General features: G+C 64.5%; 21 protein-coding genes. 13 read left to right on the top strand and 8 right to left on the bottom strand.

Features of this window, described 5'->3' with window-relative positions:
• Nucleotides 1–20: 20 nt before the first annotated feature.
• Nucleotides 21–680 (bottom strand): DsbA family protein, encoded by a 660-nt coding sequence (locus AC1DXU_RS06805; protein WP_477366115.1) that lies wholly within the window; start codon nt 678–680, stop codon nt 21–23.
• Nucleotides 681–792: 112 nt separating this feature from the next.
• Between AC1DXU_RS06805 and AC1DXU_RS06800 the strand changes: the two genes are divergently transcribed.
• Nucleotides 793–1,713, top strand: a complete 921-nt coding sequence (locus AC1DXU_RS06800) for a LysR family transcriptional regulator (RefSeq protein ID WP_477366112.1) — start codon at nt 793–795, stop codon at nt 1,711–1,713.
• Nucleotides 1,714–1,750: 37 nt separating this feature from the next.
• On the opposite strand, the gene efp is transcribed toward AC1DXU_RS06800, so the two are convergent.
• Entirely contained in the window at nt 1,751–2,320 is a 570-nt protein-coding gene (gene efp, locus AC1DXU_RS06795; RefSeq protein WP_027038615.1) for an elongation factor P, read from the bottom strand.
• A gap of 123 nt (nt 2,321–2,443) precedes the next feature.
• Here efp and epmA point away from each other — a divergent pair, with 123 nt between their 5' ends.
• On the top strand, nt 2,444–3,490 hold the full coding sequence (gene epmA / locus AC1DXU_RS06790; RefSeq protein ID WP_477366109.1) for an EF-P lysine aminoacylase EpmA: 1,047 nt from the start codon (nt 2,444–2,446) through the stop codon (nt 3,488–3,490).
• A gap of 1 nt (nt 3,491) precedes the next feature.
• Here the strand turns inward: epmA and AC1DXU_RS06785 are convergent, their stop codons facing one another.
• Nucleotides 3,492–3,908 (bottom strand): VOC family protein, encoded by a 417-nt coding sequence (locus AC1DXU_RS06785; RefSeq protein WP_477366106.1) that lies wholly within the window; start codon nt 3,906–3,908, stop codon nt 3,492–3,494.
• A 131-nt stretch (nt 3,909–4,039) separates the two neighbouring features.
• Here AC1DXU_RS06785 and AC1DXU_RS06780 point away from each other — a divergent pair, with 131 nt between their 5' ends.
• The 6 genes from AC1DXU_RS06780 to lpxK all read left to right on the top strand — a co-directional run bounded on the left by AC1DXU_RS06780 (nt 4,040) and on the right by lpxK (nt 9,627).
• A complete protein-coding gene (locus AC1DXU_RS06780; RefSeq protein ID WP_477320016.1) occupies nt 4,040–5,383 on the top strand; it encodes a TldD/PmbA family protein in 1,344 nt (447 codons plus the stop codon).
• 37 nt (nt 5,384–5,420) lie between these two features.
• Nucleotides 5,421–6,176, top strand: a complete 756-nt coding sequence (locus AC1DXU_RS06775; protein ID WP_477320014.1) for a 3'(2'),5'-bisphosphate nucleotidase CysQ — start codon at nt 5,421–5,423, stop codon at nt 6,174–6,176.
• A gap of 68 nt (nt 6,177–6,244) precedes the next feature.
• Entirely contained in the window at nt 6,245–6,490 is a 246-nt protein-coding gene (locus AC1DXU_RS06770; protein WP_477320012.1) for a DUF4170 domain-containing protein, read from the top strand.
• Nucleotides 6,491–6,495: 5 nt separating this feature from the next.
• Complete coding sequence (locus AC1DXU_RS06765) at nt 6,496–7,287, top strand: lysophospholipid acyltransferase family protein (RefSeq protein ID WP_477366103.1); 792 nt, start codon at nt 6,496–6,498, stop codon at nt 7,285–7,287.
• Nucleotides 7,284–8,600, top strand: a complete 1,317-nt coding sequence (waaA, locus tag AC1DXU_RS06760; protein ID WP_477366100.1) for a lipid IV(A) 3-deoxy-D-manno-octulosonic acid transferase — start codon at nt 7,284–7,286, stop codon at nt 8,598–8,600. The genes AC1DXU_RS06765 and waaA overlap by 4 nt, the downstream gene beginning before the upstream one ends.
• Before the next feature lies 1 nt (nt 8,601).
• Nucleotides 8,602–9,627 carry a tetraacyldisaccharide 4'-kinase gene (gene lpxK, locus AC1DXU_RS06755; protein WP_477366097.1) on the top strand — a complete coding sequence of 342 codons (1,026 nt, stop codon included), beginning with the start codon at nt 8,602–8,604 and terminating at the stop codon, nt 9,625–9,627.
• 7 nt (nt 9,628–9,634) lie between these two features.
• Here lpxK and AC1DXU_RS06750 read toward each other — a convergent pair whose 3' ends face one another.
• Nucleotides 9,635–9,868, bottom strand: a complete 234-nt coding sequence (locus AC1DXU_RS06750) for a DUF2093 domain-containing protein (protein WP_477242707.1) — start codon at nt 9,866–9,868, stop codon at nt 9,635–9,637.
• 115 nt (nt 9,869–9,983) lie between these two features.
• Between AC1DXU_RS06750 and AC1DXU_RS06745 the strand changes: the two genes are divergently transcribed.
• Nucleotides 9,984–10,568 carry a hypothetical protein gene (locus tag AC1DXU_RS06745; RefSeq protein ID WP_477366094.1) on the top strand — a complete coding sequence of 195 codons (585 nt, stop codon included), beginning with the start codon at nt 9,984–9,986 and terminating at the stop codon, nt 10,566–10,568.
• Here AC1DXU_RS06745 and AC1DXU_RS06740 read toward each other — a convergent pair.
• A complete protein-coding gene (locus tag AC1DXU_RS06740) occupies nt 10,565–11,491 on the bottom strand; it encodes a LysR substrate-binding domain-containing protein (protein ID WP_477366091.1) in 927 nt (308 codons plus the stop codon). The genes AC1DXU_RS06745 and AC1DXU_RS06740 overlap by 4 nt on opposite strands.
• 92 nt (nt 11,492–11,583) lie before the next feature.
• Between AC1DXU_RS06740 and AC1DXU_RS06735 the strand changes: the two genes are divergently transcribed.
• Nucleotides 11,584–12,477 carry a DMT family transporter gene (locus tag AC1DXU_RS06735; RefSeq protein WP_477366088.1) on the top strand — a complete coding sequence of 298 codons (894 nt, stop codon included), beginning with the start codon at nt 11,584–11,586 and terminating at the stop codon, nt 12,475–12,477.
• Between the two features lie 170 nt (nt 12,478–12,647).
• Here the strand turns inward: AC1DXU_RS06735 and AC1DXU_RS06730 are convergent, their stop codons facing one another.
• The 3 genes from AC1DXU_RS06730 to AC1DXU_RS06720 all read right to left on the bottom strand — a co-directional run bounded on the left by AC1DXU_RS06730 (nt 12,648) and on the right by AC1DXU_RS06720 (nt 15,819).
• A complete protein-coding gene (locus AC1DXU_RS06730) occupies nt 12,648–12,962 on the bottom strand; it encodes a DUF1905 domain-containing protein (RefSeq protein ID WP_477366085.1) in 315 nt (104 codons plus the stop codon).
• A 4-nt stretch (nt 12,963–12,966) separates the two neighbouring features.
• Complete coding sequence (mutL, locus tag AC1DXU_RS06725) at nt 12,967–14,829, bottom strand: DNA mismatch repair endonuclease MutL (RefSeq protein WP_477366082.1); 1,863 nt, start codon at nt 14,827–14,829, stop codon at nt 12,967–12,969.
• Nucleotides 14,830–14,916: 87 nt separating this feature from the next.
• Entirely contained in the window at nt 14,917–15,819 is a 903-nt protein-coding gene (locus AC1DXU_RS06720) for a LysR substrate-binding domain-containing protein (RefSeq protein WP_477366079.1), read from the bottom strand.
• A 90-nt stretch (nt 15,820–15,909) separates the two neighbouring features.
• Between AC1DXU_RS06720 and AC1DXU_RS06715 the strand changes: the two genes are divergently transcribed.
• From AC1DXU_RS06715 to AC1DXU_RS06705, 3 genes are all read left to right on the top strand, one after another.
• Nucleotides 15,910–17,460: a trimethylamine methyltransferase family protein gene (locus AC1DXU_RS06715; RefSeq protein WP_477366076.1), complete on the top strand. Its 1,551-nt coding sequence runs from the start codon at nt 15,910–15,912 to the stop codon at nt 17,458–17,460.
• Between the two features lie 45 nt (nt 17,461–17,505).
• Nucleotides 17,506–19,155, top strand: a complete 1,650-nt coding sequence (locus tag AC1DXU_RS06710; protein ID WP_477366073.1) for an ABC transporter substrate-binding protein — start codon at nt 17,506–17,508, stop codon at nt 19,153–19,155.
• A 96-nt stretch (nt 19,156–19,251) separates the two neighbouring features.
• On the top strand, nt 19,252–19,572 hold a 321-nt coding region (locus AC1DXU_RS06705), incomplete at its 3' end, for a B12-binding domain-containing protein (protein WP_477366070.1).

Here is a 19,572-nt window from a genome sequence, read left to right as displayed (position 1 = left end):
TGGTGGTTGAGGGTGTGAGTTCAGCTGGTGGCCAGGCTCAGGCCCTGCAGCCTGCCGGCCAGAACGTCATGGCTGCCGTAAAGCGCATTGCCGGGCACAAGGCGGCGGCTTGCTCCGACACCCTCGATCAGGGCCGGCACGCCATCGGCGCCAAAGCGGCGCATGTCTGCGCGCGCGGCCCCGATGCGCTGGCGATAGGCGGCAATCAGATCGGCATCGGACGCTGCCAGGCGTTCGGCGGCCTCCCGCAGGCCGAGCGCGCGCAGCACATCGGAGAGGACGGCAATATCGGTGATGTCGCGGCCATCAACATAGCGCGCCCGCTGAATGGCTTTCTGCGCTTCGAACTCCCGGTCTGGCGCAGTGCTGGCGACGGCAGTGAGCGCCAGCGTCGCCGGGCCGGAGTCGAAAAGGCGCGTACGGTCGCCAAGCACGCCGTGCCGATAGGCTTCGCTGAAGGGCTGGCCGCTCAAGCGGGAAATACGCTGGTCATTCATCCAGGCATAGGTGGCGAACCCGTCATCCATCGGCCGGGCGCCGGCGCCGGCGAAAAGACCTGTCGGCGCCAGTTCGACGGCGAAGTCCGGCCTGGCGACAAGCTTTTCGAGTGCCGCGGAGGCGCCATAGCACCAGCCGCAAAGCGGGTCGAAGAGATAGGTGATGCGGGTGGCTGCGGTCATATCGGGGGCCCTCTGGCACCAGATATGGCAGATGAAGATTGGTTGAAGAAGATCGACAGATACGACAGAATGTATGTTATTATTTGACAATTGGCGAGCTTGAGTGAAATCCATGAATCTCAATCGATTGGCCTATTTCGCCGCGGTCGTTGACACCGGATCGTTCACCCGCGCGGCGGAGCGGCTCGGCATCACCAAGGCCGTGGTAAGCCATCAGGTGGCACAGCTTGAACGAGATGTCGGGGCAAGCCTTCTCGTCCGTACGACCCGACGCGTCCATCCGACCGAGGCCGGCATCATGTTTCACGCCCGTTGCGTGATGATTTTGCGCGAGGCGGAGGACGCCTTCGACGAACTTGCCCAGGCCGCCACCGAGCCGACCGGGACCTTACGGATAACCGCGCCCAACGACTATGGCACCGCAGTGGTCGCTCCGGTCGTCGCCGCCTTTGCGGCGCGCTATCCCGCCTGCCGCGTGGAGCAGACGCTGAGCGACCACACGATCGATCTCACATCCGGCAAGATCGACATGGCGGTTCGCGTCGGCTGGCTCACGGATTCCACGCTCCAGGCGCGCAGGATCGGTTCCTTCCGGCAATTGTTGGTCGCCGCACCTGAGTTTAGCGACCAGATCGCGGCGGTCCTCGATCCCGACGATCTTGCGAAGCTGCCGTTCGTCGCCAACATGGCGCTGCGCGAACCGCTGCTGTGGCAATTCTCGCGCGGCGACTTCGAGCGGCGCGCGGTTCGCATGCAGGCGAGAATAGCCATCGACACCACGCCAGGGGTGCTCGAGGCCGTTCGAGCCGGGGGCGGTCTTGCGATCCTGCCGGATTTCTCGGTGGCCGACGAGCTGGTATCGGGGCGGCTGATCCACATCCTCAAGGAATGGTCGCTGCCTTCCGGAGGCATCCATACCGTCTATCCGGCGGCGCGCTTCCGGCCGCGCAAGGTGACCGCTTTCGTCGAAATGCTCATCGCATCCGAGCACCAGAAAGCTTCGGTCGCGCTAGGTCAGGGACGGACGCCGTAAACAGTTTTACGCGCGTCCGTAGCCGGATGTTTCTTTCTCAGTCCTTGGCGCGTTCCACATAGGCGCCATCAGCCGTCATCACCACCACGCGCGTGCCGGGGGCGATGTGCGGCGGCACCAGCGTGCGCACGCCGTTGGACAGCACGGCCGGCTTGTAGGACGACGAGGCCGTCTGGCCCTTGGTCGTCGGCTCGGTCTCGACCACTTCGAAGGTGGCGCGCTGCGGCAGCACCAGCGAAATGGCAATGCCATTGAACTGTGACACCTGAACGGCCATGCCTTCCAGCAGGTATGGCGCCATGTCGCCGACCACGGCTTCCGACACCGCCACCTGGTCGTAGCTTTCCGGGTTCATGAAATGAAAACCTTCGCCGTCGCGATAGAGGAAGGTGTGCTCGCGCTCTTCGACATAGGCACGCTCGACCTGCTCGGTGGTGCGGTAGCGCTCCGAAACCTTCACCCCGTCGCCGATGCGGCGCATGTCGAGCTGCGTCACCGGCGTGCCCTTGCCTGGGTGGATGTTTTCGGCAAAGAGGATCACATAAAGCTTGCCGTCCTTGTCGACGACATTGCCCTTGCGGAGCGAACTGGCGATGACTTTCACCACGGTTTTCTGTCCTGCTAAAGTTTGTTGGCCTGAAACATGTGTTCGGCGCAATTCGGCTGCGGAAGCCGTCGCCCTAGCGCATCTTGGCCGCATCCGCCAGTCCTCCGTGCAAATCCGCTGCTCATGACCGCCGCTTCGCCCTGGTGGACGCCGCATGTTCATGCCGACCGCCGGCCGCGGCTGATCCTACGCAACGCCATAACGGCCACCATGCGCGACTGGTTTGCCCGTCGCGATTTCATCGAGGTCGAGACATCGGCGCTGCAAGTCTCGCCCGGCAACGAGGCGCATCTGTCGGCTTTTGCCACCGAGGCGATCGGTGCGGACGGGTCGCGCCAGCCTCTCTACCTCCACACCTCGCCGGAATTCGCCTGCAAGAAGCTGCTTGCCGCCGGCGAGCGGCGCATCTTCAGCCTTGGAGCAGTCTATCGCAACCGCGAGCGCGGCCCCTTGCACCATCCCGAGTTCACCATGCTCGAATGGTACCGCGTTGGTGAAACCTATGAGAGCCTGATGCGCGACTGCGCTGAACTGCTGGCGCTGGCGGCCGAGCGGGCAGGGGCCACGCGCTTCAGCTTCCGCGGTCGTGATTGCGACCCATTCGCCGAGCCGGAGCGGCTGAGCGTCGCCGATGCCTTCACGCGCCATGCCGGCATCGACCTTTTGGCCACCGTGGCAACGGACGGCGGCACCGACCGTGCGGCGCTGCATGACGCCCTGGTTAAGGCCGGATTGCGCACCGCGCCGGACGACAACTGGGCCGATCTGTTCAGCCGGGTGATGGTGGAAAAAGTCGAGCCGGCACTGGGGCAGGGGCGTGCCACCATTCTTTACGGCTATCCGATTTCGGAAGCTGCCCTTGCAAGGCCGAGCGCCGACGACCCCAGGGTTGCCGAGCGCTTCGAGCTCTATTGCTGCGGCGTCGAACTCGCCAACGCCTTCGGTGAACTGACCGACCCGGTGGAGCAGCGCCGGCGCTTTGCCGCCGAGATGGACGAGAAGGAGCGCGTCTATGGCGAGCGCTATCCTCTCGACGAGGATTTTCTCGACGCGCTGACCATCATGCCGCAGGCCAGCGGTTCAGCGCTTGGTTTCGACCGGCTGGCGATGCTGGCGACCGGCGCGCAGAAAATCGAGGACGTGATCTGGACGCCGGTGGCCAACCCGTAGCTCAATGCGCGAAAATCTGCTCCAGCGAGCGAAAGCCCTTGAATTCCAGCGCGTTGCCTGAGGGGTCGCGGATGAACAGCGTTGCCTGTTCGCCGGGTTCGCCCTTGAAGCGCACCATCGGCCGTTCGAGCCAGTCGATGTCGGGACGCGCCTCCAGCCGTGCAGCGAGCCGCTGCCATTCGTCCATCAGTAGCACCGCGCCGAAATGCGGGATTGGCACGACGATGCCGTCGACCTTGCCGTCGCTGGGAGCCTCTGCCACCTGCGGCCGCAAATGCGCCGACATCTGGTGGCCGAAAAGATCGAAATCGACCCAGGTCGCCGACGAGCGCCCGATGGCGCAGCCAAGCACCTCGCCATAGAAAGCGCGGGTTTCATCGAGATCACGGACCGGAAAGGCGAGGTGGAACGGCGTCATGGCGAATGCTCCAAACAGGCTGCTAATGCATCTTGATTGCCGCTTCTCCCATTGCACAAGCGGCAGTGGAACAATAGATGGTGCACCAGCGGCTGCTCCCAAAGCCTGCTGAAAAAAACAGGATCATGCGCATGACCGATACGCTCGACGCAGCCAAACTGACCGACCGCGTCGCGGCCCTGGTCGAGGCTGCCAAACGCGCCGGCGCCGATGCCGCCGACGCGGTTGCGGTGCGCGGCCGTTCGGCCGGCGTGTCGGTGCGGCTCGGCAAGGTGGAGAGCACCGAGGCCTCCGAGGGCGACGATGTCTCTTTGCGCGTCTTCGTCGGCAAGCGGGTGGCGAGCGTCTCGGCGACGGCGGCGTCCGACCCGAAGGCGCTGGCCGAGCGCGCGGTTGCCATGGCGAAGGTGTCGCCAGAGGATCCCTATCAGGGCCTCGCCGATCCGGCTCTCCTGGTTGGCACGCCGCGCGACCTCGATCTGTTCGACGCCACCGAGGTTTCGACCGACCAGCTGAAGGAAGCGGCATTGGCCGCGGAGGCTGCGGCGCTTGCCGTCAAGGGCGTCACCAATTCCGCCGGCAGCGGCGCCAGCGCCGGTCTGGGCGGGCTGGTTCTGGCCACCTCGAACGGCTTTGTCGGCCACTATGTCGCGTCGCGCTTTTCGCGCTCGGCAAGCGTCATCGCCGGCGAGGGCACCGGCATGGAGCGCGACTATGAATATTCCTCGCACCAGCATTTTTCCGATCTCGACGCGCCGGAGACGATCGGCCGCAAGGCCGGCGAACGCGCCGTGCGGCGGCTCGGCGCGCGCAAGGCGGCGACCGGGCCGGTCAACGTGGTGTTCGACCCGCGCGTCGCGCGCGGCATTGCCGGCCATCTCGCCGGCGCCATCAACGGCGCCTCGGTGGCGCGCAAGACCAGCTTTCTGCGCGACATGATGGGCAAGCAGGTGGCCTCGGCGGCGATCACCGTGACCGACGAGCCGCTGCGCCGCCGTGGCCAGGCCTCGCGCCCGTTCGACGGCGAAGGCATCGAGGGCGAAAAGCTGCTCATGGTCGAAAAAGGCGTGCTGAACCACTGGTTCCTGTCGACCTCGGCCGCACGCGAATTGGGGCTGACCACCAATGGCCGGGGATCGCGCAGCGGCTCCTCGGTCTCGCCGTCATCGACCAATCTTGCCATCGAACCAGGTGAAAGGTCGCCGGAGGACCTGATCAAGTCACTGGTATCGGGCTTCTACGTCACCGAAGTGTTCGGCCAGGGCGTCGACATGGTGACCGGCGAATACAGCCGTGGCGCCTCCGGCTTCTGGATCGAGAACGGCGAACTTGCCTATCCCGTTGCCGAAGTGACCATCGCCTCCAATCTGAAGACCATGTTCCTCAACATGGTTCCGGCCAGCGATCTCGACCGCAATTTCGGCACCGCGGCGCCGACACTTCTCATCGAAGGCATGACCCTTGCCGGTGCGTGACCAGGCCCTGTCAGCCGGGGCCTCTGAAGACTTGGCCGTGCTGCGCGAAGCCGCCCGCGAGGCTGGTCTCATCGCCATGCGCTATTTCGGCAAAAACCCGCAAGTGTGGATGAAGGAGGGGACGTCGCCGGTCAGCGAGGCCGACCACGCCGCCGATGCCTATTTGCGCGAGACGTTGCTTGCCGCCCGACCCGATTATGGCTGGCTGTCTGAGGAGACAGCCGACGATCCGGTCAGGCTTTCTGCACGCCGCACCTTCGTCGTCGATCCCATCGACGGCACGCGCGGCTTCCTCGAGGGCCTTCGCTCCTGGTGCGTCAGCGTCGCGGTGGTCGAGAATGGCCGCACGCTTGCCGGCGTGCTCGAATGCCCGGCCAGGGACGAGACCTATTGGGCGCTGCCCGGGCAGGGCGCGTTCCTGAACGGCCAGCGCATCGCCGTGCGCCGCCCGGCGGCGATGGTCGAAATTGGCGGGCCGAAGCTCTTGCTCGACCAGATGCCGGCCGAATGGCAAAGCCGGATGCAGCGCGTGTCCCACATTCCCTCGCTGGCCTACCGGTTGGCCATGATTGCCGCCGGCACGCTCGATGCGAGCTTCGTCAAGCCCAATGCGCATGACTGGGACATTGCCGCGGCAGACCTCATCCTGCGCGAGGCCGGTGGCGCCTTGCTCGACCGGCATGGTCGCGCGCCGCTTTATGCCGGCGAAATCATCCGTCACGGCGCATTGGCCGCCGGCAGCAGCGAACTACTGGCCGTGCTTGCCGGTGTGATTGCCGGTACGGAAGCGTGATCGAAGGTTCCAAAGTCGGCGGCTTTGGTCTAGACCTGTCACAAACTCACAATATGTGAAGGACCGACATGGCCGCGGAAGACGGAAAGAAGCAGCTTTTGCACCTGGTGTTCGGCGGCGAACTGAAGAAGCTCGGCGGAACCGAATTCCGCGATCTCGACGGGCTCGACATTGTCGGTATCTTTCCGGATTACCAGTCCGCGCATACCGCGTGGAAAGCCAAGGCGCAGGCCAGCGTGGACAATGCCCATATGCGTTACTTCGTCGTTCACCTGCATCGGCTGCTCGACCCAGACAGCAAGGCTGCCGGTTGACTTCGATGGATCATGAAGCGGTCAAAGGGCCGGCCAACGAGGCCGCCCCTGCGAGCCGTGGCGGCAGCCGTGCCACCAAGGCTTTCTGGCGCCGGATTCGCCAACCGCTGGCACAGTCGCGATTCGTCAAGAATATCATTGTCGGCCTGCTCGCCCAGTTCGTGCGTCTGGTGCGCCTGACCAACCGCTTGGTCGAAGGATCGGCGCAATTCTCGGGCGGCGCCTATGCTGAATTCGAACCCGGCATCATCGCACTCTGGCACGGGCAGCATCTGTTGACGCCGGCCTATTACCCCAAGCGCAAGCCGCTGGTCGCCATGGTGTCGCGCAGTGCCGATGCCGAGCTCAACGCGCTGATGCTGGAGAAATTTGGCATCGAGGCGGTGCGCGGTTCCGGCGGCCGCGAAAGCACCAAACATCTCGATAAGGGCGGTGCCAAGGCGTTGATTGCCCTGAAAAAGTCGCTCGCCACCGGCAAGAACGTCGCCATGATTGCTGACATTCCCCACGGCACGCCGCGCGACGCGGGGCTTGGCATCGTTCTTCTGGCGCGCCTCTCTGGCCGGCCGCTGCTGCCTGTCGCCATCACCACCAGCCGCCGCAAGGTGCTGGAGAAGAGCTGGGACAAGACCACCATCAACCTGCCGTTCGGCCGCTCGTCCATCGTCATCGGCACGCCTATCTTCGTGCCCGCTGCCGCCGACGATGCCGAGATGGAACGCAAGCGCCTCGAACTTACCGTCGCGCTCAATGCGGCGACCGCCGAGGCCTATCGCCTCGTGGATATCAAGCAATGAGCGTGCGCTGGGCGCGTGCCTTCTTGACGGCGTATCGTTTCGCCGGTGCGGCCATCTATCCGGTGATCGGACCTTATGTTGCCTGGCGCACCTCGCAGGGCAAGGAAGACCGCAGCCGCAGCCGCGAGCGCTACGGCGTCGCCGGGCGCGCGCGTCCGGACGGTCCGGTGATCTGGATCCATGCGGCCAGCGTCGGCGAGACCATCGCCGTCGTGCCGCTGGTCGAGAGCATTCTCGACTATGGCGTCAACATCGTCTTGACGACCGGGACGGTCACCTCGGCCCAGGTCGCCGACGAGAGGCTCGGCGACCGCATCATCCACCAATATGTGCCGCTCGACCTCAAGCCGGCAGTCAGCCGTTTTCTCGACCACTGGCGTCCGGATCTTGCGATCATCGCCGAATCGGAGATTTGGCCGATGACCATCCTGGAACTTGGGGCACGGCGCGTGCCCCAGGTGCTGGTCAATGGCCGGCTGTCCGACCGCTCCTTCACCTCCTGGAAGAAACGCGCCAACATCGCCGAGGCCTTGTTCGAGAATCTCGCTCATGTCGTCGCCCAGTCCGATGTCGACGGTGAACGCTTCCGCTCGCTCGGCGCGAGGCCGGTTACCGTGTCGGGCAATCTCAAGGTCGATACCAATCCGCCGCCGGTCGACGAAAGGGTGCTGTCGACGCTGCGGCGTCAGATCGGCAGCCGCCCGACCTGGGCGGCGATCTCGACCCATGACGGCGAAGAGGTGGTGGCGGCCGAAGTTCACGCCACGCTCTACAAGCGCCACCACGGCCTGTTGACGATCGTCGTGCCGCGCCATCCCGACCGCGCCGAAGCGCTTGCCGCGCAGATTTCCGGCATGGGCCTGACAGTCGCGCGGCGCAGCAAGGGCGACAGGATCACCGCCGATACCGATATTCTGCTCGGCGATACGATTGGCGAGATGGGGCTGTATCTCAGGTTGACGGAGATCGCCTTCGTTGGCCGGTCGCTGACCTCGGAGGGCGGCCAGAACCCGCTGGAACCGGCGATGCTCGACACCGCGGTGCTCGCCGGTCGCAATGTCCAGAATTTTCGCGAAGCCTATCAGCGCCTGCTCGACAGCGGCGGCGCCAAGCTGGTGCGCGACCGCGACATGCTGGCCGGCGCCGTCAATTTCCTGTTGAGCAACGAGGTCGCCCGCCACGAGATGATGGCGGCAGGCGCGGCCACCGTCGATGAGATGCGCGGCGCGCTGGCGCGCACGCTGAAGTCGCTCGAGCCCTACATCCAGCCGCTGATCGTCAAGTCGCGCCTGAAGGGCGCGGACGGGCGCTAGCGTGTCCAGCGAAGCACCGCCCTTCTGGTGGGAGGAGCCGGACTGGCGCGTGTTCGCACTGTCGCCGCTGTCAGCGGCCTATGCCCTCGTCGCCGGCCGCCGCATGCGTGCGGCAGTGCGCGAAAAGGTCGACGCGCCAGTGCTTTGCGTCGGCAATTTCACCGTCGGCGGCAGCGGCAAGACGCCGGTGGCGATCGCGCTGGCCAGGCAGGCCAAACGCATGCAGCTCAATCCCGGTTTCCTGTCGCGCGGCCATGGCGGCTCCTTTGCGCAGCCGCATGTCGTCGATCCGCATCACGACACCGCCAAGCATGTCGGCGATGAACCGCTGCTGCTGGCCGAACAGGCGCCGGTGGCGGTGACGCCGAACCGCGCCGCCGGCGCGAGGCTGCTCATGGAAAAGCACGGCTGCGATTTCCTCATCATGGACGACGGCTTCCAGAGCGCCCGCATTCACATCGACTATGCGCTGGTCGTCGTCGACGCGCGCTACGGCATCGGCAATGGCCGCGTCATTCCCGGCGGGCCGCTCAGGGCAAACATCGTCGACCAGCTGGTTTTCACCAGCGGGCTGCTGAAGATGGGCGAGGGCACCGCGGCCGACGCGGTCGTGCGCCAGGCGGCGCGCGCCGGCCGGGCGATCTTCGAGGCGCATACCGAGCCAAGCGGCAAGGAAAGGCTTGCCGGCAGGCGCTTTCTTGCCTTTGCCGGCATCGGCCACCCCGAGAAATTCTTCGATACGATCCGCGACGCCGGCGGCGACGTGGTGCTGGCCCGGCCATTCCCGGACCATCATTTCTATGGCGAGGACGAACTTGCCGAACTGACGGCGACGGCACGCAAGGACGGCCTTGGCCTGATCACCACCGCCAAGGACGCCGCCCGGCTGCGCCACGGCGCATCGCCGGAGTTTCTGGATCAGCTCGACGTGCTCGAGATCGACGCCGTGTTCGAACTGGACAACGTGCCGGAACGCATTATCGACGAGACGCTGGACGCCTGGCGTCAGCGCAAGCTGAGGGGCTGAGCCCGACCTAGCGCCGGCTGCGCAGTTCCGGGTGCGTTTCGATTTCGCGGCGCAGCGAGGCGGCGGCACTCACATAGGGCTCCTGCCTGGCGACGCTCCAGTATTTGAGCTCGTCCAGCGGGATGTTCTCGCCGGTTACCGCGCAGCGCACGAATGCACCGGGACTGGTGACCTGGAAGTCACCGTCGAGATAACGGATACGGGCTTCCTTGCCGCCAGGGCCTTCGAAGCGGTTCATCATGAGGGGACGCCAAGGTTCATGATGATTTCATCGCCACAAATTGCCGGCAAGGTCAAGCTTGACGCAATGCAGAAGCGCTATTGTCACGCTGGAAACCACCTGTTGTGGGAACGGTATGGACATTTCATCTGCCCGCCTGACCGCGTTGCTGAAGGAGGCAATGACACCGCAGGCCGTGCCGTCGGCCAAGGCCGATCCGGTCAGGACAGCGCTGATCAAGGTACTGGTGCAGCCGCCGGCACCAGCAGGCGCGTCCCCGCAATCGATGGCGTCGGCCCTGCCGCGCCTGTTGCCCGCACCCGCCGCAAAGGCACAGCAGCTAGCGTCGGCTGAGATCATGCAGGCCTATCTGGCATTGGCCGAGCCGCATGCGGCCAGCGATGCCGCACCCGCCACAGTTCCGGCGAGGCGGTCGGACGGCGACGAGGCACAACGCGGACTCGCAGTGCCTCTTGCGAGGGTTGATGATGGTGGAGCCGTTCGGCCGACAAGCCTGCCATGGTTGGCATTTCTGGCATCTGAGCTTCCGCCGCTGCGCCCTGCTTTCGTCACCAAGGCGGCGGAGCGAGGGCAGGCAATCTCCCAACCACGCGGCGCGGCACGGCCGGAAAACCGGCAGATGAGCGTCGGGCTGATGTCGCTGGGAGCCGGGCTACTGGCTGCCGCGATCGTCGGGTTTGTCTTACTGGTACTTCGCTAGCGCTCGGCCTCGATGAACGCGTCCATCTTTTCCATGGCCAGCCCGGCCTGGGTGGCGATGCGCCGCGCGAGTTCCGCTGCAGCGCTACGCGGTCGCCCTATCGGCCGGTCGAGCCAATACGACACCGGATTGAGCGCGGTGCGCTCGTCGACGGTGACGATGCGGCCCGACTTCAGTTGATGCTCGGTCAAAGGCGGGCGCGCCAGAGCGATGCCGAGGCCGTGGGCGGCGGCGTCGAGCACCAGATTGTAGTCCTCGAAGCGGCGGTCCTGTGGGCGCGGACGGTAGTCCATGCCTTGCGCAGCGAACCACGCGCGCCAGGCCGAGGCATCGGAATCGTTGATCAAAGGAAATTTAAGCAGCCGTGCGGGATCGCCGCGGCCGATCTCGCGGGCAAGGCCCAGTGAGGCGACAGGGAAAACATGCTCTTCGAAAAGCTGCACCGAGACGCGGCCCGGAATGCCGCCGCGCCCGCAGCGGATCGACAGGTCGATGCCTTCGTCGGCAAGGTCCGCTTGGCGAATGTCGACATCAAGCACAATGCGCAGCTTGGACGGGTGATTTTCCAACGCCGCCATGCGTGGCATCAGCCAAAGCCCGCTGACCGACGGGATCGAGGTCAGCCGCACCACGGCGGTGCCGCGCGGCTCGACCCAGCGGTCCGAATGGCTTGATATCAGCGCGAAGGCTTCCGCCGTGCGCAGATGCAGGCGATTGCCCTCGATCGTCAGCGACACGCCGCGCGCGCCGCGGTCGAACACTTTCAAACCGAGCCAGTCCTCGAGCTTGGCGATCTGCCGGCTGACGGCGCCATGGGTAATGTTGAGTTTCTCGGCGGCGGCCGAAAAGCTGCCTGTTCGCGCCGCCGCATCGAAGGCGCGCAAGGTCTCGAGCGGCATCATTGTGTCTGAGCTGTGATCCATAGTCACAGGTGATCCTCGATTTGATCGTTTGTCAATCTGCCCGAAAAGCCGTTTTCTGCCAATCAGGGACGCAGAAACACGAGGACAGTGAGATGAGCTCTATGACCGGCACGTTGAATCCGACACAACGGATGGACACCACCGCAGCCGTCGCTGTGGCGCTGACCGTGGTCGGCTGGGCTTCTGCCTTTCCGGCGATCCGCGCCGGCCTCGCCGCCTTCGGCCCGCTGGAGCTCGGCGCGCTGCGTTTTGCCATCGCCGCCGTGCCTGCGGCAATCTTCCTCGCTGTCAAGCGTCCGGTGCTGCCTAGGCTCGACGAATTGTGGCGCCTCGTCTTTGGCGGCGCTATTTTCGTCGCGCTCTACACCGTCATGCTCAACTTCGGCGAGTTGACTGTCTCGGCCGGCGCTGCCGGCTTCATCATCAACGTCAGCCCGATCTTCACCGCCATCATGGCGATGGCACTGCTCGGCGAACGCTTCTCGAGCTGGGCCTGGGCCGGCACGGCCATTTCTTTCGCGGGCATCGGCATCATTGCGGTCGCCGACGGCAATGGCTTGCATTTCAACGCCGGTGCGCTGCTGGTGCTGGGTTCCGCACTCTGCTCGGCCGTCAACACCATCGTCCAGAAGCCGCTCTTTGCCCGCCATCACCCGCTGACCATCTCGGCCTCGAACATGATCCTCGGCGCACTTTGCCTGTCGCCGTTCCTGCCGAGCGGCTTTGCGCAGGCAGCGATAGCCGACACAGCCGGTCTCGGCGCCGTGATCTTTCTCGGCATCGTGCCGAGCCTGATCGCCTACGCCGCCTGGGCAACCGCGCTGTCGCGCCTGCCGGCCGCACGTGCCTCGAACTTCCTCTACCTGGTTTCGCCCATGTCTGCCCTGATCGGCTTCTTCTGGCTGGGCGAGATCCCGACCCTGCTCGGCATCCTCGGGGGAGCGCTGGCGCTGGGTGGTGTGATCGTGGTGAATTTGAAGCGCTAGATCAAAGGGTTGGGCACATTTCCCGAATCAGGATGAGAGCCGCGCCGGAATTTCCTGATCCCATGAAATAACCGAGTGTTGTGCCGGGTATGAGGTTTACGTCTTTGAAGACGTATCGCCTGAGGGGATGAGGCGACGCCTGCCAACACAATCGCCCACTGGCCGCGTTGTTATCGTCCGCGAAGGCGTATCGTGATGAGAGCGGAAATCGAATCGCCTGCCGTCAGATTGCACTTGCGCCGGACGTCGTCCTTCAGGGGCAAAAGATAGCTTCCTTGCTTGGGAAACAGCGATGTGCCGAACATGAAGCCGTCAATCGTCGCTTCGACAGGAATGACCCCCCAGCCATAGGTCGCGAACTTCGCGACCTTTTTGATCTCGTCGCCATGCTGCTCGGGGATTGGCGCGAAGAAGTATGGCGAAGGGCCCCGCCAGTGGATCACCTCGGCTTCGAACCGGAACTGGAGGGTCGTCTCGTCGCCCACAGGCTTACCGCCGTCCGAAGAGCCGTTCGATGTCGGCGAGCTTCAGCTCGATATAGGTCGGACGACCGTGGTTGCAGGTGCCGGATCCCGGCGTCGCTTCCATCTGGCGCAGCAGTGCGTTCATCTCCTCGGCCTTCAGCACGCGGCCGGAGCGCACCGAGCCGTGGCAGGCCATGGTGGCGGCTATCTTGTCCAGCCGGCCTTTCAGCGTCTCGACCGTGTCGTTATCGGCAATCTCGTCGGCGAGATCACGCACCAGCTGCTGGACATTGGTTTCCCCCAGCATCGATGGCGTTTCGCGCACCGCCACTGCGCCCGGACCAAAGCGCTCGATGCCGAGGCCGAAACGGGCCAGCGTTTCCGAATGCATGGCCAGCCGCTCGGCGTCTTCCTCGGCCAAGTCGACGATCTCCGGCAACAGCAGCATCTGCGACGGCACCGCGCGCGAATGCAACGCGTTCTTCAAGGCCTCGTAGACCAGCCGTTCATGCGCCGCGTGCTGGTCGACGATAACCAGCGAATCCCTGGTTTGCGCAACGATGTAATTCTCATGCACCTGCGCGCGCGCAGCGCCCAGCGCCGTGCCGAGCAGCGTCTGCGCCGCTTCATCCGACCCGGCGCGCGCATCGGCGCTGTGCAGCGGACCAGCGTCGAATGTCGACTGATCGGTCTCGCCGAAACCGGCATTTCTCGTATCCTCAAAACTCATGTCGAGCGGCCGCTGCGGCGAGCGGTCGAAACCGGCAAAGCCCGAGGCGCGGTAGGCCGCCTCATAACTGCGATGGCCGTTGGCCGGGCCGCCATGCGCATAGGACGCCGCACCCGGCCGGAACGCCGCCATCATGCCGGCCGCCCCGGATGTGGCGGCCCGAATCCCGGATTCAGCGAGGGCTTGCCGGATGGCGCCGACGATCAGCCCGCGCACCAACCCCGGATCGCGGAAGCGCACGTCGGCCTTGGCCGGGTGGACATTGACGTCGACAATGGCAGGATCGAGCGTCAGGAACAGCACGGTGACCGCATGGCGGTCGCGCGGCAGCACATCGGCGAAGGCGCCGCGAATGGCGCCGGCGATCAGCTTGTCGCGCACCGGCCTTCCGTTGACATAGGCATATTGCTGCAGCGCGTTGGCACGGCTGAAGGACGGGATCGAGACATGGCCGGTCAGATGCACGTCGTCACGCACGGCATCGATGGCAATCGCATTGTCGGGAAAGTCGGTGCCCATCACCTGCGCGACGCGGCGCAAGCGGCCTTCCGGGCTGTCGTCGGTCGCCGGCAGTTCCAGCGTCGAGCGGTCGGAGCCGGCCAGCGTGAAGCGCACGGCGGGGAAGGCGATGGCGATGCGCTTGATCACGTCGCCGGTGGCCGAGCTTTCGGCGCGCTCGCCCTTCATGAATTTGAGCCGCGCCGGCGTGGCGAAGAACAGGTCGCGCACCTCGACCGTGGTGCCGCGATTGGCGGCCGCCGGCTTGACGGCGGAAACGCGGCCGCCCTCGATGCCGATCTCGGCGGCGCTGTCACCTGATGCCGTGCGCGAGCGGATCGACAGCCGCGACACCGAACCGATGGACGGCAGCGCCTCGCCGCGAAAACCGAGCGAGCGGATGTCGTGAATGTTCTCGGTCAGCTTCGAGGTACAGTGGCGCGCAATCGCCAGCGCCAGTTCCGGTTCGGGAATGCCCGAGCCGTCATCGGTGACGCGGATCAGGTTCAGCCCGCCGCCGGCGGTGACGATCTCGACGCGAGAAGCGCCGGCATCGAGCGCGTTCTCGACCAGTTCCTTGACCACGCTGGCCGGACGCTCGATGACTTCGCCGGCGGCGATCTGGTTGATCATCGTTTCGGAAAGCTGGCGGATGGGCATCAAAGCATTATAGGCGGATTCGTGTCCCGTGCGGAAGCTTTCGATGCCGGCGGGGCCAGCGGAGATGACGTGGCTCCATTCACCGCATCACGCCTGCGCCACCAGCCAATCCCTTACCTTACGCGCATTGTCGCTGAGCTCGCGGTTCTTTGGCCAGATGACGTAGAATCCGATGCCGGTCCTCAGCACATGATCCGTCACCGGCACCAACAGTCCTGATGCCACGAGGCGCTCGACCAGATGCCGCCAGCCGAGCGAGATGCCTTGCCCCTCCATGACCGCCTGGATCACCAGGGCATAATCATTGATGCGCAAGCCGCGCTCGGCATTGCGCAGGCTGGTTCCGGCTGCCGCGAACCATTCGTCCCAGTTCGGGGCCTCGCGATAGGGCTCCTCGAGATGGATGAGTCGGTGCGTTGCCAGTTCCTCGACGGTCTTCGGCAGCCCAAACTTGGCCAGATAGTTGGGGCCCGCGACCGGGAAGATCTCTTCGTCAGAGAGTGACAGCGAGTGATAGTCCGGCCATTGTTCAGGCACGCCGCCGCGCACGCCGAGCGGGATGCCCTCGGCGATTATGTCGAGGTCGCGGTCGGCGGTCTGGATGCGCAGATCAACGCCTGGCAGTTCGTCGCGGAATTGCTGCAGGCGCGGCATCATCCAGAACGAGCCAAAGGCGGTCGAGGCGGCCAGCGTCACATGGCCGCCGGTCGCCTGCAGGCGCAGATCCTCCGCCGACTTGCGGATATGCGACAGCCCGAGCGAGACATCGGCGTGGAAACGCTCGCCGGCCTCCGTCAAGACAACCTGGCGATGGCGGCGCTGGAACAGCTTGGCGCCGAGCTGTTCCTCCAGCCCGCGCACCGCGTAGGACACGGCCGCCTGCGTCATGCCGAGCTCGCGCCCGCCGGCGGTGAAGCTCGACAGCCGGCCGGCCGCCTCGAAGACGATGAGACTGCCGGCGGAGGGCAGCAGATGGCGCAGGCTTCGCATAAGGAGAGTTTATACAAGAGATCAGGATTTTCCAGCGTCACAGCTATATTTCGTCTCGCTAAGTTGAGGGCTGTTGGAGGATGAGTTGCCATGAATGCACCGGCCGTTGCAGTGACCGATCACGCCAACCGCAGAAGTGGCGGTCGGCTGGGGCGCAAGGCGATACGAGGCGCTCCCATAGCCTCGTTTCCGACGCTGGTGCGCCAGATCCCCGCCTATCAGATGGTGCCTGACGAGGCGGTGGAATTGATCCACGAGGAATCGCTCTTGATCCTCGAAGAGGTGGGCTGCGAGTTCCGCGACGATGAGGCGATCGCCCTGTGGAAGGCCGCAGGAGCCGATGTCACCGAGACGCGCGTCCGCATCGACCGTGCGCTCTTGATGGAGCTGGTCTCCAAGGTCCCATCGGAATTCACCCTCAATGCCCGCAACCCCGAGCGTACCGTCCGCGTCGGCGGCAAGAATTCCATCTTCGTGCCGATGTATGGTGCGCCCTATGTGCGCGACCTCGACAACAACAGGCGCTACGGGTCGCTCGCCGACCTCAACAATTTCCACAAGCTCGCCTACATGGCGCCAGCGCTGCACTCGTCGAGCTCGGTCATCTGCGAGCCGATGGAAATCGCGGTCCCGAAGCGTCACCTCCACATCATCCATTCGGCGCTGAAGCACTCCGACAAGCCGTTCATGGGCATCGTCACCTCGAAGGAGCGCGCCGAAGACACGATGGCGATGGCCGGCATCGTGTTCGGCGAGGAGTTCGTTCGCGACAACCCGGTGCTGGTGTCGATCACCAACTGCAACTCGCCACTGGTGTGGGACGCCACCATGCTGGACGCCATGAAGGTCTATGCGCGCAGCAACCAGCCGCTGATCCTGGCGCCCTTCGCACTGTGCGGCGCCTCGACCTCGGCCTCCGCCGTCGGCGCAGTCGCGCAGGTCAATGCGGAAGCGCTTGCAGGCATCGCGTTCACGCAGCTCCTGCGTCCCGGCTCGCCACAGATCTACGGCCAGTTCATGGTAACGGTCGACATGAAGACCGGGGCGCCTATGGGCGGCACTCCGGAGGCGGCGCAGATGATGTATCTGATGGGTGCGCTGGCCAGGAAATACAAACTGCCGTGGCGCACGTCGGGCTTCCATGTCGGCTCCAAGCTCAACGACGCCCAAGCCGGCTACGAGGCGAACATGCTTATGCATGCCGCCATCCTTGCCGGCGCCAACTACATCTGGCACTCGGCCGGATGGCTGGAGGCGGGGCTCACCTGCGGCTACTCGAAATTCGCCACCGACTGCGAGCAGCTTGTCGGCTGGTACAAATATGCAGGCGGCCTTCCGTTCGACGATTTCAAGGAAGCGATGGCGGCGATCCGCGAGGTCGGGCCGCAGGGCCATTTCCTCGGCACCCAGCACACACTCGAACATTTCGAGTCCGCTTTCTTCATGCCCTCGATCATGGACTTCAATTCGTACGAGCAGTGGAACGCCGAGGGCGCAAAGGACCACGACACGCGCGGCCGCGAGAAGGCGCGCAACATGCTGGCCGACTATGAGGAGCCGAAGCTCGACGAGGGCATCGCCGAGGGTCTCAAGGATTTGATCGCGCGGCGGGAGGAAAAACTGCCGGACAGCGTTAGTTAGTTAAGACAGGCGAAGAACCTGACGGAAAAACCAAGGGAGGAAAACATGACGCTCTTCAGAAGCAATGGCGACCGCGTGCCGGGCGCTATCGAGGCAATGGCGAAAGAGACGCGTGCAGGCCGCATGGACCGGCGAGAATTCCTGGCGCTGGCCAGCGCCTTCGGCGCATCGACGGCTTTCGCCTACGGCATGATCGGCCTTGCCGCGCCGACCAAAGCCCTGGCCGACGAACCGAAAAAGGGCGGAACGCTGCGTGTCGCGATGTCGGTCAAGGCGCAGAAGGATCCGCGCACCTACGACTGGACCGAGATGGCAAACGTCACCCGTTGCTGGCTGGAGCCGCTCGTCCGCTACACGCACCAGTTCACCTTCGAGCCGGTCCTGCTCGAAAGCTGGGACGTCAATGACGACGCCACCGAATACACACTGCATCTGCGCAAAGGTGTCACCTGGAACAATGGCGATGCCTTCAACGCCGATGACGTGGTCGCCAATCTGAACCGCTGGTGCGACAAGGGTGCGTCCGGCAATTCCATGGCAGCACGCGTCGGTGCGCTGATCGACACAACGACCGGCAAGGCCAAGGATGGCGCCATCACCAAGGTCGATGACCTCACGGTCAAGCTAAAGCTGGCCGAACCCGACATCGCCATCATACCGGGCTTCACCGACTATCCGGCGCTGGTCGTGCATCGCGACTTCGACAAGGATGGCGCCGACCCGATCAAGAAGCCGATCGGCACCGGACCTTTCGAACTGGTGTCCTATGCGGTGGGTACGAAGGCGGTCGTCAAGCGTCGCGAGAACGGCAAGTGGTGGGGTGGCGAAGCGCCGCTCGACGGTGTCGAGTTCATCGACTACGGCACCGACTTCAACGCCACGCTGAATGCCTTCGAGTCCGGCGAGATCGACCTCGATTTCGAAACGCCGGCCGACTTCATCGACGCCCTCGACAAGATGGATCTGGTGAAATCGGAGGTCGCGACGGCGACCACCCTCGTTGCTCGCACCAACATCACCCACAAGCCCTATGACGACCAGCGGGTGCGCAATGCGCTGCAGATGGCCGTCGACAACAATGCTGTCATGCAGCTCGGCTACGCCGGGCTTGGCACGGTCGGCGAGAACCACCACGTCGCCCCGATCCATCCCGAATACTACCCGCTGCCCAAGAAGACACGCGATGCCGCCGCCGCCAAGAAGCTGATGGCGGATGCCGGGCAGGCCGACTTCGAGCATGAGCTGATCACCGTCGAGGACGAATGGCAGAAGAACACCGGCGATGCGATCGCCGGCCAGTTGCGCGATGCCGGCATCAAGGTGAAGCGTACGGTGCTGCCGGGCTCGACCTTCTGGAACGACTGGACGAAGTATCCGTACTCGATGACCATCTGGTACATGCGGCCGCTGGGCGTCCAGGTGCTGGCGCTCGGCTATCGCTCGGGCGAAGCCTGGAACGAAACGGCCTATGCCAACCCGGATTTCGACGCCAAGCTGAAGCAGGCGCTCTCGCTGGCCGATCCCGACAAGCGCAAAGAGGTGATGAAGGACGTCGAGCAGATCCTGCAGGATTCCGGCGTCATCATCCAGCCGTTCTGGCAGAAGCTCTGCTGCCACATGAGCAAGAAGGTGAAGAATTACGGAATGCACCAGACGTACGAAATGGACTTCCAGAACGTCTGGCTGGACGCCTGACGTAACTCCCGAGACTTGCAAGCAGCAGCCGCCGGCACCTCTGACAAAAGGTGCCGGCGACCTGTAAATCACTGACAAGCAATTGGCGCAGGAAAAATGGCCGACGACGAGATCATCCTTTCCGAGCTTTCCGACGACGAGTTGGTGCAGCAGATGCACGACGACCTCTATGACGGGTTGAAGGAAGAGATCGAGGAAGGCACCAACATCCTGCTCGAGCGCGGCTGGGTGCCTTACAAGGTGCTGACCGAGGCGCTGGTCGAAGGCATGCGCATCGTCGGCGAGGATTTTCGAGACGGCATCCTGTTCGTTCCCGAAGTGCTTTTGTCCGCCAACGCGATGAAGGCCGGCATGTTCATCCTGCGGCCGCTGCTCGCCGCCACCGGCGCACCCAAGCAGGGCAAGATGGTGATCGGC

This window comes from Mesorhizobium sp. P3_A10 (assembly GCF_056403175.1).
The sequence above is the reverse complement of the archived record's forward strand: the minus strand, read 5'-3'. Positions and strand labels throughout refer to the sequence as shown.